Consider the following 13,914-nt stretch of genomic DNA (forward strand, 5'->3'; position numbering starts at 1 on the left):
GAAAGCCGACGCTAGCAAGGTCCGAATTGGGTCAACTCCGACCGCTCCCTTCCTTCTCTGATCCTCCAACATCATCCACGATCTCCTGCCGCAGCTGCGGTCCCTTGGCGAGACGCCGGCCGAGCGCGGTGGTGTAAGCGGAATAGCGCTCGGAGAGCTTGGCCCGCGTGGCCTGGGCGGCGGGTTCTGGCAGCGCGGGGGTGGTGGCGAGCCAGAAGCGGATGAAGGTGGCGAAGGCCTCGGTCGAGATGCCGAGGTCGCGCTCCAGCCGCGCGAGACGGCGATCGATCTGGCCGAGGCGCCGGGCAAGAGCGGCCTCCTGACGCTCGGCACTGTCGGGCGACAGGAAGGAGGCGATCGCGGCCTGGGCGACCAGGGACATGGACTGGTCGCGCTGGGCGGCGTAGTGCGCCAGCAGTCCCATGATGTCGGGCTCGAGATAGACGGAGATCTGCGCTTTCTTCGTGCGACCTGCCATGGCGATCACAGCTCCATGCCGTCATTGGGATTGAGGCTGACCTGCCGCGCCACACCTTGCATCAGTCCGGTCATACGGCGGTTCCGGGTGGCGACGTCCTCCATCTCGTCGTCGCGATCCCTGTCGAACTCGAACTCGTTCTCGATGGGCTGGCTTTTCTCGACCGGCTTCACGCGGCTGAGCTCGGGCTGATGCCGGTGCTCCGACCCGGTCGGGTCATCGTCTCGACCTTCGTCCGCGGCGCTCCTGCTCGCGCCCTCCTGCGGTCTGAGCAACGGCAGCGCGGTCCAGTCATCGTGTTGGACGGTCGGGCCACGAGAGGGCGTTGGCGGCGGCAGGACCCGGTCCCGGAAGCGCGCATCCTCGTAGTAGCGAGCCTTCTTCGCCCGGATCGGCGGGGTGCCGGCGACCATGACGATCTCGTCCGTGGGTGGCAGCTGCATGACCTCGCCGGGGGTGAGCAACGGGCGGGCGGTTTCCGAACGCGACACCATGAGATGACCCAGCCACGGCGATAGCCGGTGCCCGGCATAATTCTTCATCGCCTTCATCTCAGTGGCGGTGCCGAGCGCATCGGAGACGCGCTTGGCGGTGCGCTCGTCGTTGGTCGCGAAGCTCACCCGGACATGGCAATTGTCGAGGATCGAGTTGTTCGGCCCATAAGCCTTCTCGATCTGGTTCAGCGACTGGGCGATGAGGAAGGCTTTCAGGCCATAGCCGGCCATGAAGGCGAGAGCCGATTCAAAGAAGTCGAGCCGCCCCAGCGCGGGGAACTCGTCGAGCATGAGCAGCAGACGGTGGCGTCCGCCCTTGGCCTGCAGGTCCTCGGTGAGGCGCCGACCGATCTGGTTGAGGAGCAGGCGGATCAGCGGCTTGGTGCGATTGATGTCGGAGGGCGGCACCACGAGGTAGAGGGTCGAGGGAGCCTTCCGGCCGACAATATCGGCGATGCGCCAGTCGCAGCGCCGCGTCACCTCGGCGATCACCGGATCGCGGTAGAGGCCGAGGAACGACATGGCGGTGGAGAGCACGCCCGAGCGTTCATTGTCGGATTTGTTGAGCAGTTCGCGGGCAGCGCTGGCGATGACAGGGTGCGGGCCCGCCTCGCCCAGATGGGCGGTCTTCATCATGGCGTCGAGCGTGGTCTCGATCGGCCGCTTCGGATCGGAGAGGAAGGCGGCGACGCCGGCGAGCGTCTTGTCCGTCTCGGCATAGAGAACGTGGAGGATGGCGCCGACCAGCAGCGCGTGGCTGGTCTTCTCCCAGTGGTTTCGCTTTTCCAGCGAGCCTTCGGGGTCCACCAGGATGTCGGCGATGTTCTGGACGTCACGCACTTCCCATTCGCCGCGACGCACCTCAAGCAGCGGATTATAGGCGGCGGACTTTGCATTGGTCGGGTCGAACAGGAGCACGCGTCCATGCTGGGCGCGGAAGCCAGCGGTGAGCTGCCAGTTCTCGCCCTTGATGTCATGGACGATGGCCGATCCCGGCCAGGTCAGCAGCGAGGGCACCACCAGGCCCACGCCCTTGCCGGAGCGGGTTGGCGCGAAGCACAGCACATGCTCGGGCCCGTCATGGCGCAGATAGGCACGGTCGAAGCGGCCGAGCACGACGCCATCCGTGCCGAGCAGCCCGGCGGCCCGGACTTCCTCCCTCTCGGCCCAGCGCGCCGAACCATAGGTCTCGACCCTGGAGGCCTCGCGCGCCCGCCAGACCGAAAGGGCGATGGCGACTGCGATGGAGAGGAAACCGCCGGAGGCGGCGATCAGTGCGCCCCGGAAAAATACGTCCGGCGCATAGGCATCGAAAAAGTACCACCACCAGAAGAAGGCCGGCGGATAGTAGATGGGCAGCCCGAGAAGCGCGAACCACGGCGCGCCCAACTGCGCCTGATAGCCGAGGCTCGAGGCCACATATTGTGTCGCGCCCCAGATGGCAGCCAACACGATGAGGAGCACGGAGAGGATCTGCCCCCAGAGGATGTTCGTCGCCGGCATGGTGATGATCCCTCTCTCAGGTCAGAGGCCAAGGCCGCGCTTGCGACCGAAGCTCCAGTCGACGCCACCATCGTCACGGGCGACCCCGGAGACGTGCTTGCCGAGCTGGCGCTCCAGCGAGGGCGACCAGGGCACGAGCTGGAAGCCGAGCCCATCATCGAGCATGGCGAAGCGACCGGAGGCGAGCACAAGGCGCTGGCGATACGTGCCGGCGATATACTCGCCGGTGCCGGCCTTGTTGAATGGCAGGCCGGTCTCGGCGGCGAGCTTCTCGCCGACGGCCTCCAGTTCCCGGCGGCGGAGCGTCTCGATGAGGTTGCGGGCGAAGACGACGCGCCGTCCCTGCCGCTCGGCCATGCCCTCGCGGATGAGATGGTCGGCACGCCGGTCAAGCGCCTGGCTCACCTCCGCGCCGAAGCCGCCGTCCGACAGAGCAACGGGGTCACGCGCAATGGCCTGCCGGTCGAGCCAGGTGGCGCCGGTGGCCGTGACCTGATGGGCGAGATCCAGATCGGAGCGCACGGCGAGTGCCACACGTCGCTTGCCGTGCGCATCGTCGAAAGTCCGGAGCTCGACGATGGAGCCAGGCGCGCCGTCACCGGCGGCATCGAGATTGGGCAGCCGGATGTGATGGGAGCGCCCGTCCACGCCATCGACGATGGCATAAGCGGAGCCGTGGAGTTCATCATCAAGACCGCGCGCAACCAGCCGTCCGATCACCGGCACGTCGAGGCTCTCGGCAGCGAGGACGTAGCTGGCCGTGCCGCGCTCAATACCGCGTTCGGTCAGGGCGCGGTGCATCCGCTTGATGATGTCGCCGCGCTCCCCCAGCCCGCGCAGGGTGGCTTCCGCTTCCGGCTCCATCACCCATTGCGCGTTGCCGATCTCGGTGGCGAGGCCAAGCGCTTCGAGCTTTCTCAGGCGCCCAATCTTCAGCGTATGGTGCTCGTCCGGCTGTCGGCCGGGAACCAGCGCCATGTCGATGATGCCGCTCTCGCGGGTCTCGCGGAGAAGCTGGCGGTCGAGCTCGGTCCAGCGCTCGGCCTCGATCTGGCGTTCCAAACTCCGGCGGATATCGAGCTCGGTGCGCGGGCCGAGTTCCTGGGTGATCAGGTCACGGGCGCGATCGCGCATGCCCTCGCTGATGTAGTCGCGGGAGATCACGAGATCCTGGCCATCGTCGCGGCGGCCGCGGACGATCAGATGCACATGGGGATGCTCGGTGTTCCAGTGATCGACGGCGACCCAGTCGAGACCGGTGCCGAGGTCCTTTTCCATCTGGCGGGCGAGGTCCCGGGTGAAGGCCCGCAGATCCTCCATCTCCAACGCGTCGTCAGGCGAGACGATGAAGCGGAAATGGTGACGGTCATCGCGGCAGCGCTCGGTGAAGGCGTCGACATCCACGCTCTCGATCTCGGGACCAAACATCCGTGCCTTTTCGCCGTCGCGGGTCACCCCCTCGCGGCGAAGATAGGTCAGGTGTTGACTGAGGGAGCCCGCACGGGCGGTGTGTCGGACGACGCGGGCCTTCACCACGGCGCCACGCGAGTTCGGCGTGATCCGGCGGCTGGCCTGAAGGCTGGCAACCTGCCCGCTGCCGAAACGTGAGCGGTTGCCGGAGACGATCTTGCCCGAGCGAGTGACCCCGCCGCCCGCCTTCCGGGCCGCGGCAAGCGCCTGGGCGACGAAGGGCCGCGCCTGCTGGGCGCGGGTCGAGCGGATGCGGCCGGGACGGACACGGAACTCGCGTTCATCGCTCATGGCGAAACCTCGAAATGTGCCGAAAATCGTTGATGCGGCACCATTTGCGGCACGCGCAAACCTTGTGGTTCGGCTCCGCAAGGTGCCGAGGCCCCGGGCAAACGCAGGCAGAACCAACATCCCGACCGTCGCGCAATGTGCGCTCTTTTATCCTGCCCTCCTGCGGTCGTGGGTAAGCGTCCGGCCCCTGCACAGTATTGGCGTGGTGCAAAATCGGGGCATGTCGGGTTCCTTCGTAGCATGGAGGATCTCCGATGAATTTGAGACATTTCGAGAACACGGCGCGGCAGTCCTTTTGGGTTGTTCACATCGAGGCGTGGCGGCAGAGCGGGCTGGACCGGACGAACTATTGCCGCCAGCACGGACTTTGGAAGTGCACGTTCGATCGCTGGCTGAAGTATCTGGCCGGCAAGGAAGCGGCTCGTAAGCATGTGGAATATCAGGCGGAACTGCGCCGGGAGAAGCGCCGTGAAGCCGAGGAAAAGCGCCAGAAGAGACGCGCCCGGCTGCGGTTCAGCGTGAGCACGGATGAGCGCAACCGTGCGCTTCAGGCGTTCTGGGCGATGCATGTCGAGGCGATGAACTGGAGCGGGATGGGCATGCGCGAGTACGCCGCTGCGCTCAATCTGTCGCCGACGAGCCTGCGCAAATGGCGCGACCGGCTGGACGAGGGCGAGGTGGAGATCGACTGGCGCGCGCATCTTCACCCCTCCGCCCGTCCGGTCGTTGGCACTAGTGCCAGCAAAAAGCCGGCGGACGGCCTCTTGACGGCTCCATCGAAGGGTGAACCGGAGGCGCCGCGGCAGCCGATCCGGCGTGTCTTCAGCGACGAGGAAAAACGCGCCATCGCACTCGAGAGCGACCAGGCGGGCGTCAGCGTGTCGAGCGTGGCGCGCAAGCACGGCATCGTCACGGGACTGCTGTTCCGCTGGCGGGTGCAGTTCGGCGTGGCGCAGAAGAAGCGCGCGAAGCTGGCGCCCGTCGCGCTGGACGAAGGTACGCCGGCGGCACGTGTGCTGCAGGATCTGATGCAGCGGCCCGACGGCATGATAGCCGTCGAATTGGCCGACGGGCGGCGGGTCTTCGCGCCGGTCGGCAGCGATCCCGATGCTGTGCGGGCGCACGTCGAGCGCGGGGAGATCGCACCATGATGATCGTTCCCGCCGGCGAGAAGGTGCATCTGGCGCTGGGCTACACCGACATGCGCAAAGGCCTGGACGGGCTCGCCATGCTGGTGCAGCAGACGCTGAAGCAGGACCCGTTCTCGGGCCACCTGTTCGCCTTCCGGGGAAGGAAGGCCTCGATGCTGAAGATTCTGTTCTGGGACGGCAACGGGCTCTGCCTGTTCACCAAGCGGCTCGATCAGGGCAGCTTCGTGTGGCCGGTGATGGCGGGCTATGACGGCGCGATCACGTTGACGCCGGCGCAGCTGGCCATGCTGATCGAAGGCATCGACTGGCGTGCGCCGGAACGTGTCTGGAAACCGGCACTGGCGGGATGAAAAGGCACGCAAATGCTGACAGATGAAGGCTTCTAAGCTTGGGCGCGACGCGGTTTTGCAGTAGAATCGCGCATGCGGCTCGATCTGGATAACCTGCCCTCCGATGTCGACCTCCTGCACCAGCTGGTGCGCGAGATTGTGGGCGTCGTCGAGAGCCGCGACGGCGAGATCGAGCGCCTTCAGTCGATCATCAAGAAGCTGCAGCGGGCGCAGTTCGGCCGCCGTTCCGAGCGCCTCGATCCCGACCAGCTGGCGCTCGCCCTGGACGATCTCGATGCCGATATCGCTCGCATCAGGGAGAGCAGTCCGGACGTCGCGAAGCTGCCGTCGGAACGCACGTCTCATCGCAAACCGCTGCCCGATCACCTGCCGCGCCAGGAGGTTCGGCTCGACATCGAGAGTGAGGTTTGCGCGTGCTGCGGCGGCGCGCTCCATGCGATTGGCGAGAGCCAGGCCGAAATGCTCGACTGGGTGCCGGCGCAGCTGCGCGTGATCCGCATCACCCGCCCGAAATATGCCTGTCGCCTCTGCGAGAGCGTGGTTCAGGCGCCGGCGCCGGAACGGCTGATCGCCGGTGGAGTGGCCACGCCGGCGCTGCTCACGCAGGTTCTCATCAGCAAATATTGTGACCATACGCCGCTCTATCGGCAGTCGCAGATCTTCGCGCGGCACGGCATCGATCTGGCGCGCTCGACGCTCGCCGGCTGGGTCGGTGGCGCATGCTGGTGGCTGGAGGCGCTTCACGACAGGCTGGCGAAGAATATCCTGGCTTCCGACTATCTCTTCGCCGATGACACGCCAGTTCCGGTGCTCGATCCCGGCCGGGGACGCACCAAGACCGGAAGGCTGTGGGTCTATGCCCGTGAACAGCGCGGGTGGAGCGGACCGGAACCTCCAGCCGCTATCTACATGTTCGCACCCGACCGGAAGGCCGAGCGCCCGGCCAGACATCTGGCGTCCTATAGAGGCGTACTGCATGTCGATGGCTATGCCGGCTTCGAGACGCTCGCGAAGGCCGGGACCATCAAACTTGCCGCCTGCTGGGCGCATACGAGGCGCAAGTTCTACGATGTCGCGCAGGCCACCGGCTCGCCCCTCGCCGAAGAGGCCATGCGCAGGATCCGCGATATTTACGTGATCGAAGCAGAGCTTCGCGGGCAGTCGCCGCCGCACAGACTGGCGGCACGACGAAGCCGCTCGAAGCCACTGGTGGCAGCACTGGAGGCCTGGCTGAAGGCACAGCTGGCGCTCATCCCCGCTGCCGGGGAACTGGCGAAAGCCATACGCTATGCGCTCTCCAGATGGGACGGCCTCACCCGGTTCCTGACCGATGGCCATGTCGAGATGGACACCAATCCTGTTGAGCGGGCGATCCGCCCCGTCAGCCTTGGGCGGAAGAACCACCTCTTCGCCGGCAGCGACGGCGGAGGGGCGAGATGGGCGATCCTTTGTTCGCTCATCGAAACCGCCAAGCTCAACGGAGTCGAACCCTACGCCTATCTCGCCGACGTTCTCCAGCGCATGGTCGACGGCCATCCCGTCAACCGGCTCGATGAATTCCTGCCATGGGCATGGACAGCAGCGAATCTTGCCAAGAGCTGACATCATGTGCAGCCCCCGGACGCATACGGTCGTGGTTCCTGTGCTGCGCCTCCTTCCTCGCCACGGAACGCCAGAGCCCGACACCATGCGAAAGCGGGTCCTCGTGCTCATGGCGCTCTCCGCAAGGGCAAAGGTGCAACGAAAAGCGCGCCCGATCGCGACGCGAGAAGCGCGGCATCGATGGGATTGCTGCGCGCGAGCGGCGCGGCGAACAGCGGCGCCTCGCGCCAACTTTGCGCCATTGGCCGCACCAATTCGGTGGCGCCGGCTGCAGACTCTTTGTCGATGATCGGGGCCAAGGCCGCTATGTAAGTGCGCGTCTCCAGCGGCAGCCGCTCACCCGCAAGCGAGGCCTCATAGCGCGCAGGCCCGGCATTGTAGGCCGCGAGCATGGCGCGGATGCTGCCATAGCGGTCATGGAGCTGGCGCAGATAGGCGGCGCCAGCGAGGATGTTGTCACGCGGGTCGAACGGATCGGCGCCGAGACCGTGATGGACGCGAAGCTCGTCCCAGGTCGCGGGCATGATCTGCATCAGCCCCATGGCACCGGCAGGCGAGATGGCGCGCGGATCGCCGCCGCTCTCGGCTTGCAGGACCGCACGGATCCAGCTGGCCGGAAGCTCGAAGCGCTGCGCAGCCTCGTCGATATGGGCGGCGTAGAACGTGACGGAATAAGCCAGGGTCGGCATCGTGGTTTGCGCCGTGGCAGAGCCAGGCGAGGCGCCGCCGATTAACAATCCGGATGCAAGGAAGAGCACAGAGCGATGCATGTCAGCGCACCGCCGCGCGCCAGATGAAGTCGCCGTCGCCGGCTTCATCTGTGAGCAGTGGCATTGCTCGCCCGATGACGGTCGTAGCGGCGGTGGGGCCGAAGTAGCGCCCGTCGAGGCTATCACCGACGTCCGGGTTCATCAGGAACAGTTCGCCAGCCGCGATACGCCGGCAGCCCCGCCAGACCGGCAGATCGCGCCCCATGCGGTCGCGCGGCAGCGCTTCGCCCAATGGCACGCCATCGACAGTGATGGCGTCGCCGAGGCGGCAGACGTCCTGCCCCGGGAGCCCCATCACACGCTTCAACAACGGCGTGCCTTCGCCGAGATAGCCACGCGCGATGAGGAACGCAGCGAGCGGCGGTGGCGGCATTACCGCCACCAGATCGGTGATCTCAAGATGATCCGCCGGCTCGACCGAGTAGAGCCCGACAGGAACGCTCGCCGAGACATTCCAGATCAGCTTGAGCGGCGTCGGCAGCGTGGCGGCGTAGGCCATGCCGACGCTGGCGGCCGCAGCCATCAGCACATAGGCGGCGCGGTTCATTGACCGCACTCCTGCCGCTTCAGCCACGCCTGATGGCGCTCCATGCTATAGGCGCGCGGCTCGAAGCCGACACTGATGCGGTGCGCGACATGACCCCAGTGATCAGGGGCGACGGTCGTCGCATCGATGCCGATCGCCTCGATGGCGTCGATGTGCTGCAGGATTTTCTCGACCTTCGGCCAGCCATCCACCCGCAGCAGGATCTCGCCGCCGGGACGCACGAAGGGCAGCGTCTGGTAGCCGTCGCCCGGCGCCACGCAACGCACGATGTCGAGGCGGGAGGCGACGGTGCCGAAGTCATTCGAGGCCCACCGGACAAAGGCGAAGATGCAGCCGGGAGGGAAAGAGAGGATGCGCCGGCGGCGATCCAGAAGCTGCTCATGTGCATGATGGCCGAAGCGGATCCAGTTCTCAATCCGCTTCTCGATATGGGTCAACTCCACATGGGTCAGGACATCGGACGGGGGACTGGAAGCAGATGCCGTGCTTGCCGCACGGGGCGCAAACGCCGCGCTCATGGCTGGTCTCCAGATTGGGGAGGGAATTCGCGCGCGAGGAGGTCGCGCAGCATCTCGGCGACGGTGACGCCGCGCCGGAAGGCGGCGACCTTGATCCGCCCGCGCAGGTCGGTCGTCACATCGATGGTGAGGCGCGCGGTGAACGCGGCGCCGGGCCGGCGCTCGGTCGAGATATCTGCCGCCTTGATCCAGTGCTCGGGATCGGCAGGTCGAGAGGCGAAGTCGCGGCGGATCGGGCGATCGCTCATCGCGCTTGCCTCCCGAGGTCGAGACCATTGATCTCGGCGCTCAGCGCAGCGATCTCGCGCGTGGCCGGCCCGGCATCGTCGCGCTCGAAGACGAGACGCCCGGATTGCGCGGCCGCCGCAAAGGCGATGCGCTGGCCGATGGTGCTGGCGAGCACCGGCGGATCATGGTCAGCCAGCGTCCGCGCGGTCTCGCGCGCGAGAACCGTGCGCGCGCCGCAGCGGTTCAAGGCGAACCGGACCAGCATCTCCGGGCGGTAGATCCGCGCCTCGCGGATCAGCGCCAGCATCTCGGCCGACGCCCAGCCATCGAAGGGCGAGGGCTGCACCGGGATCAGCACTAGGTCGGCGGCGAGCAGCGCCGAGCGCATCAGCCCTGCGACGCGGGGCGGACCATCGATGACGATGTGATCCGCGTCACGCGCAAGCTCGGGCGCCTCCCGGTGCAAGGTGTCGCGGGCGAGCCCGACGACACCGAACAGCCGTGGCAGGCCCTCGCGGCTGCGCTGCTGCGACCAGTCGAGGCTGGAGCCCTGCGGATCGGCGTCGATCAGCGTGATCCGCTGTCCCTGCCGAGCCCATTGCCCGGCGAGATGCAGCGCCAGCGTCGTCTTGCCGACCCCGCCTTTCTGGTTGAGGAGCGCGACGATCATCGATGCCCCCTCGAGCGAGGCGGCGTCTGTGAGACGCTGTCAGGCGGCGTCTTTCCCGACCACTTCGCCCCCAGTCGGGGCTGATCGACGGCGCTCGCAAAAGCGCTCGCGCGCCTCTTAAGGTTAGATTCTGAGTTAGACTCTAAGTTAAGGGCGCGATTTCCTGATTTAGGACAGTGGGTTATGGTCTGTTTTGGTTCCTGATAGCACGAGGCACCGGTTCCCGATGGCACGATAGTCCGGGTTCCCGATAGCACGAGGCTATCCACAGGCTGTCCACAGGGCGCGGCTGGCTCGAAGGCGAGCAGCAGCCGGCCGCTGACCTCGACCTCGACGAACAGCATGTAGCCGGGAAGCGGCTGGCGCCGGATCAGATCCCTGAGTTCGAAGGCGAAGCGCTTGAACGGCGACAGGCTGCCGGACTTCTGGTGCAGGTGCCGGAAATCGAAACGCCACCCATCCTGCTGTCGCCCGCCATGCTTGCGCACAAGGCGGTAGAGCCAGCGCTCCAGTCCGCCCGTCAGCCCGAAATAGGCCCGGTCGATGGTGAGCACGAGCGCATCGTCGAGTACGGCACGGTAGAACCAGTCCGGCAGGATGAGGTCGACACCATCCGGCCGGCCGCTGCGGTCGGTGCGCTCCTGCCATTCATTGATCCAGGAGAAGCGGTGCCGGCGCCCCTCCGCCGGCTGGCGGATGGTGGTCGAGACCGTCGTGGATTGGAGACGGTCGAGCGCGGCCTTGAGGCGCTGATAGTCGCGCAGGGAGGTGCCGCGTCCGACAAAGGTGAGGATCTCATAGGGCGTCGCCGCCATCAGGCGCGAGGTGCGAAGCCCCGCGTCGCGGGCTTCGACGATCTGGCTGGCGGCCCAGATGAGAATATCCGCGTCCCAGATCGTCGCCATGCCGTGGTCGGGCACGGCCTCGACCCGGATGGCGATGCTGCCGGTCCGGAAATCGATCGGAGCGACGCGCGGCGTCTTGGAAAGGGAGAAGAAGGGATAGGCCATGAGATCCTGCGCATCTCGTGGCGCGAAGTCCCCCGGCAGGGCGCGGAACAGATCGAGCTGTCCGCGCTCCGAGAGGCTGTGATGCCGCGCCGCCATGTGGGCGTTCAGCGCGCGGCGCGGCCGGCCAACGAACCAGCGGCAAGCGCATGGCGCTTGGCCGGCAGGACGGTGCCGCGCGGATCGGAGGTCGAGGTGACGGCCCCGCGATCCGTCCAGGCCTGCAGGTCGTCAATGGAATAGACGACGCGTCCGCCCAGCTTGCGATAGGCGGGGCCGGTGCCATAGGTGCGGTGCTTTTCCAGCGTGCGGGCCGACAGGCTGAGAAACTCGGCGGCTTCCTTGGTGCGCAGGTAGCGCGGCGGGAGGGTGGCGAGATCGGGTCGCATGGAGCGGGCCTCCGTGGGCGTGGCGGGAGCCGCCGGAGTGCGGCGGCGGACGGTGACCACGGTGGCGGAGGAGGAATGTCGGGAGGGATGGGGAAGATTGGGGGGCTAAAATCCCCACCCCGTCACGCCCGGCGGCGATGACGGAACAGCCGCAGATAACCGCCGGCGATCAGGCCGGTGCCGCCTTCCACCAGGCCGATGACGCGGTCGCGCAACGGCGATGTTTTCCAGGGATCGGCCGCGACCCGCTCGATGCCGAACAATGCCGCGGCAATGTCACGGTAGCTCGCGCCCCGGTTTCGTCCGTCGCAGGCTTGAAGCATCAGCCGCAGGCGCCCGCGCTGCTGGCGGGTCATGCGGGTGTCGGGTGGCATCCGCTTCCCACGCTGCGCATGCCAGAAGCGGTTCAGGGCCTCGATACGGCCGGGCAGATCGTCGTCAAAAGGGATCAGAGCCGCGATCGATGCGGTGAGGTCGACGCCGGAAAGCAGAAGGTGCGGCGGCGCCGCATGATCAGGTATGTCGGCAGGTGCAGCGTGAAGCGCCGTGCTGGTGCTCAGCAGATGTTCGGGAAGCTCGGTGAGGACGGTGATGGCCGGATTGATCCGTAGGGACCAGTGGACCGGCTGACGGGTCGCCGGGAGCGAGGGTTTCGCGGGGACATCGCAACCCCCAGAGATGTTCGGCCTCGGCCGGGAGGGGTGCAGCCGCTCTCTCGGCGTCCACAAGTTCCCGATAGGCCTGCTGGTAGGATGGATCCCGCCTCAGGCACTCCCAGGCCAATCCCTCCACCGAGAGATCATCGAAATAGTCGTAGGTCCGACTGTCTCGCCAGCGCGACGTATCGGGCTTCATGAGCGACTCCCAGACGGTGCATGCCGTGGGGGCATCAATTGAAGATTGTATCGCCGGGCAGAACTCACCTCACAGGCAACAGGTGATGCGTCGCGCGCATCACCTGGATAGCGGCGCTTCAGTTCACGCGATGTGGGAGCAGATCGCGATAGCCTGTCTGGGCGAGCCAGCGGGCGCGCTCCAGATGGCTGTCATGCACCGCGCGGGCGCGGGCAGGCTCCTGCGCCGGATCAATCCCGAACAGGACGACCACAACTTCCTGCCAGTCGGCTCCCTCAGTGGTCGCGTCGAGGAGGCGCATATAGAGCTTGATATGGGTGCGGTCATAGGCGGTCAGTTCCTGACCGGACGGCGCCTTATCATCAAACGCCTTGGCCACGTCCATCCCCCGCAGGCTGCCGTTTCTTCTGTCGCAAACCAAGCCGTCGGCGACGGCGTGGGGCTGCAATTTGGGATCATTCTATCATGCGTGCTCATAAAGCCGAACGCTGCGTCGCCGGTGCGCACACCTGATCCACGGTCTCTTTGGCACTGACGATGCGAGGCACTCAGCGATCGCTGCCAGACCGTGGCGAGCGCGATGTAGAGAATACTCCGTGGTGAAATACTCATCAAGCGACTGCTCTCTCGGCCATGGAGATCCGAGAGGTGTTCGCGCGCAATCTAAAGGCCTTGCGGCTGGCCAAGGGGCTGTCGCAGGAGGAGCTTGCGCACCTCGCGGACATTGATCGCACCTATATCAGCTCGCTCGAGCGGTGCGTTTACAACGCCAGCATCGATGTGGTGCAGCGGCTCGCCTCGGTTCTCGGCGTCGAGGCCTCCGACCTGCTCCTGCGTCGGCCTACAGGCCCGACCGAGACCGATCTCGAAGACGACAAGTAGGGCTCGATTGTCCCATCGCAATATTCGCCGCTTGCCGATGGAGTGCGTCCCCGGCGTCGGTGGCCGGGGACGCGGTCCGCGCATCAGTCCCCGCGGCGCCCGTTGGGGCGGGACCAGATGAGGGAGAAGTTCTCGCCGTCCTCGTCGTCGAAGAGGTTGGCGTAGATGGCGGCGGTGAAGCTCGGATCGTCGAGCTTGAGGCCCAGATAGTCGCGGCCCTCGGTGGAGCGCTTGGACCAAGCGGCCCCGATCTCGGCGCGGCCGACCAGGACCCGGTGGCTGGGGGCGTTCTCGCCGGTGGCGCGGGTGTCGGGGATGATGCGCACGCCCCGGGCCTGCACGCCGAGGGTCACGATGTCGCCGGTGAACTCGTTGGTGCCGGTCTTCTTGAAGGTGCCGATGGTGGCCATGTTCCGTCTCCGTCCTGTCTTCTGAGCCCGCACCATTGCGGCCTCGATGGCGATCGGGAGGCCGAAGGCGAGCGACGCCACATCGCCTCGGGGTCCCCGTCGCGCTGGCGCGGTGGGGTGAGGATTGCGACCGCAGCGCAGCGGAGGACGGCGCAGGCGCGACTTTGTTACTTCGCGAGGAATGACGGCGATCCGGGGCCCCCGCGCGGCGCGCGGGGTGGGCGTCGGCAGGGGAAGAAAGTCGGGACCAGCCGTTGTGGCATAGGCGCTCGAGGCGCAGCCGTCCTTCGGCCAGATCA

General features: G+C 66.6%; 18 protein-coding genes. 4 read left to right on the forward strand and 14 right to left on the reverse strand.

What is annotated here, in order from left to right:
* Positions 1-31: 31 nt before the first annotated feature.
* From FZ033_RS15660 to FZ033_RS15670, 3 genes are read right to left on the reverse strand one after another with little or no spacing between them, the layout of a single operon-like run.
* Positions 32-478, reverse strand: coding sequence for a CopG family transcriptional regulator (locus FZ033_RS15660; protein ID WP_149577055.1), 447 nt, complete (start codon positions 476-478; stop codon positions 32-34).
* 5 nt (positions 479-483) lie between these two features.
* Positions 484-2,475 (reverse strand): conjugal transfer protein TraG, encoded by a 1,992-nt coding sequence (locus FZ033_RS15665; RefSeq protein WP_149577056.1) that lies wholly within the window; start codon positions 2,473-2,475, stop codon positions 484-486.
* A gap of 21 nt (positions 2,476-2,496) precedes the next feature.
* Positions 2,497-4,236 carry a relaxase/mobilization nuclease domain-containing protein gene (locus FZ033_RS15670; protein WP_149577057.1) on the reverse strand — a complete coding sequence of 580 codons (1,740 nt, stop codon included), beginning with the start codon at positions 4,234-4,236 and terminating at the stop codon, positions 2,497-2,499.
* Positions 4,237-4,490: 254 nt separating this feature from the next.
* Between FZ033_RS15670 and tnpA the strand changes: the two genes are divergently transcribed.
* The 3 genes from tnpA to tnpC all read left to right on the forward strand — a co-directional run bounded on the left by tnpA (position 4,491) and on the right by tnpC (position 7,339).
* Positions 4,491-5,387 carry an IS66-like element accessory protein TnpA gene (gene tnpA, locus FZ033_RS15675; RefSeq protein WP_149577058.1) on the forward strand — a complete coding sequence of 299 codons (897 nt, stop codon included), beginning with the start codon at positions 4,491-4,493 and terminating at the stop codon, positions 5,385-5,387.
* On the forward strand, positions 5,384-5,737 hold the full coding sequence (tnpB, locus tag FZ033_RS15680; RefSeq protein ID WP_149577059.1) for an IS66 family insertion sequence element accessory protein TnpB: 354 nt from the start codon (positions 5,384-5,386) through the stop codon (positions 5,735-5,737). The genes tnpA and tnpB overlap by 4 nt, the downstream gene beginning before the upstream one ends.
* 72 nt (positions 5,738-5,809) lie before the next feature.
* A complete protein-coding gene (gene tnpC, locus FZ033_RS15685) occupies positions 5,810-7,339 on the forward strand; it encodes an IS66 family transposase (RefSeq protein ID WP_149577060.1) in 1,530 nt (509 codons plus the stop codon).
* A gap of 107 nt (positions 7,340-7,446) precedes the next feature.
* On the opposite strand, the gene FZ033_RS15690 is transcribed toward tnpC, so the two are convergent.
* The 10 genes from FZ033_RS15690 to FZ033_RS15730 form a co-directional block, all read right to left on the reverse strand.
* Positions 7,447-8,109, reverse strand: a complete 663-nt coding sequence (locus FZ033_RS15690; RefSeq protein ID WP_149577061.1) for a lytic transglycosylase domain-containing protein — start codon at positions 8,107-8,109, stop codon at positions 7,447-7,449.
* A gap of 1 nt (position 8,110) precedes the next feature.
* On the reverse strand, positions 8,111-8,656 hold the full coding sequence (locus tag FZ033_RS15695) for a S26 family signal peptidase (protein WP_149577062.1): 546 nt from the start codon (positions 8,654-8,656) through the stop codon (positions 8,111-8,113).
* Positions 8,653-9,174 (reverse strand): DUF2840 domain-containing protein, encoded by a 522-nt coding sequence (locus tag FZ033_RS15700; protein ID WP_149577063.1) that lies wholly within the window; start codon positions 9,172-9,174, stop codon positions 8,653-8,655. The genes FZ033_RS15695 and FZ033_RS15700 overlap by 4 nt, the downstream gene beginning before the upstream one ends.
* Positions 9,171-9,422, reverse strand: a complete 252-nt coding sequence (locus FZ033_RS15705; protein ID WP_149577064.1) for a ribbon-helix-helix protein — start codon at positions 9,420-9,422, stop codon at positions 9,171-9,173. Before FZ033_RS15705 ends, FZ033_RS15700 begins: the two co-directional genes overlap by 4 nt.
* Positions 9,419-10,072 (reverse strand): ParA family partition ATPase, encoded by a 654-nt coding sequence (gene parA / locus FZ033_RS15710; RefSeq protein WP_149577065.1) that lies wholly within the window; start codon positions 10,070-10,072, stop codon positions 9,419-9,421. Before parA ends, FZ033_RS15705 begins: the two co-directional genes overlap by 4 nt.
* Positions 10,069-11,178 carry a replication initiator protein A gene (locus FZ033_RS15715; protein ID WP_149577066.1) on the reverse strand — a complete coding sequence of 370 codons (1,110 nt, stop codon included), beginning with the start codon at positions 11,176-11,178 and terminating at the stop codon, positions 10,069-10,071. The genes parA and FZ033_RS15715 overlap by 4 nt, the downstream gene beginning before the upstream one ends.
* An 8-nt stretch (positions 11,179-11,186) precedes the next feature.
* Positions 11,187-11,468 carry a helix-turn-helix transcriptional regulator gene (locus tag FZ033_RS15720; protein ID WP_149577067.1) on the reverse strand — a complete coding sequence of 94 codons (282 nt, stop codon included), beginning with the start codon at positions 11,466-11,468 and terminating at the stop codon, positions 11,187-11,189.
* 122 nt (positions 11,469-11,590) lie between these two features.
* Positions 11,591-12,073: a DUF2285 domain-containing protein gene (locus FZ033_RS15725; protein ID WP_232847533.1), complete on the reverse strand. Its 483-nt coding sequence runs from the start codon at positions 12,071-12,073 to the stop codon at positions 11,591-11,593.
* Positions 11,982-12,323 carry a transcriptional regulator domain-containing protein gene (locus FZ033_RS24360; protein WP_232847507.1) on the reverse strand — a complete coding sequence of 114 codons (342 nt, stop codon included), beginning with the start codon at positions 12,321-12,323 and terminating at the stop codon, positions 11,982-11,984. Before FZ033_RS24360 ends, FZ033_RS15725 begins: the two co-directional genes overlap by 92 nt.
* A gap of 118 nt (positions 12,324-12,441) precedes the next feature.
* Complete coding sequence (locus FZ033_RS15730; protein ID WP_149577236.1) at positions 12,442-12,708, reverse strand: DNA -binding domain-containing protein; 267 nt, start codon at positions 12,706-12,708, stop codon at positions 12,442-12,444.
* 248 nt (positions 12,709-12,956) lie between these two features.
* Here FZ033_RS15730 and FZ033_RS15735 point away from each other — a divergent pair, with 248 nt between their 5' ends.
* The gene (locus FZ033_RS15735) at positions 12,957-13,205 is read left to right on the forward strand and encodes a helix-turn-helix domain-containing protein (RefSeq protein ID WP_149577068.1); all 249 of its coding nucleotides are present in this window, start codon (positions 12,957-12,959) and stop codon (positions 13,203-13,205) included.
* 83 nt (positions 13,206-13,288) lie between these two features.
* Here FZ033_RS15735 and FZ033_RS15740 read toward each other — a convergent pair whose 3' ends face one another.
* On the reverse strand, positions 13,289-13,615 hold the full coding sequence (locus tag FZ033_RS15740; RefSeq protein WP_149577069.1) for a DUF736 domain-containing protein: 327 nt from the start codon (positions 13,613-13,615) through the stop codon (positions 13,289-13,291).
* Positions 13,616-13,914 lie beyond the last annotated feature (299 nt).

Origin of the sequence: Xanthobacter oligotrophicus (genome assembly GCF_008364685.1) — a bacterium.
GTDB lineage: Bacteria > Pseudomonadota > Alphaproteobacteria > Rhizobiales > Xanthobacteraceae > Xanthobacter > Xanthobacter oligotrophicus.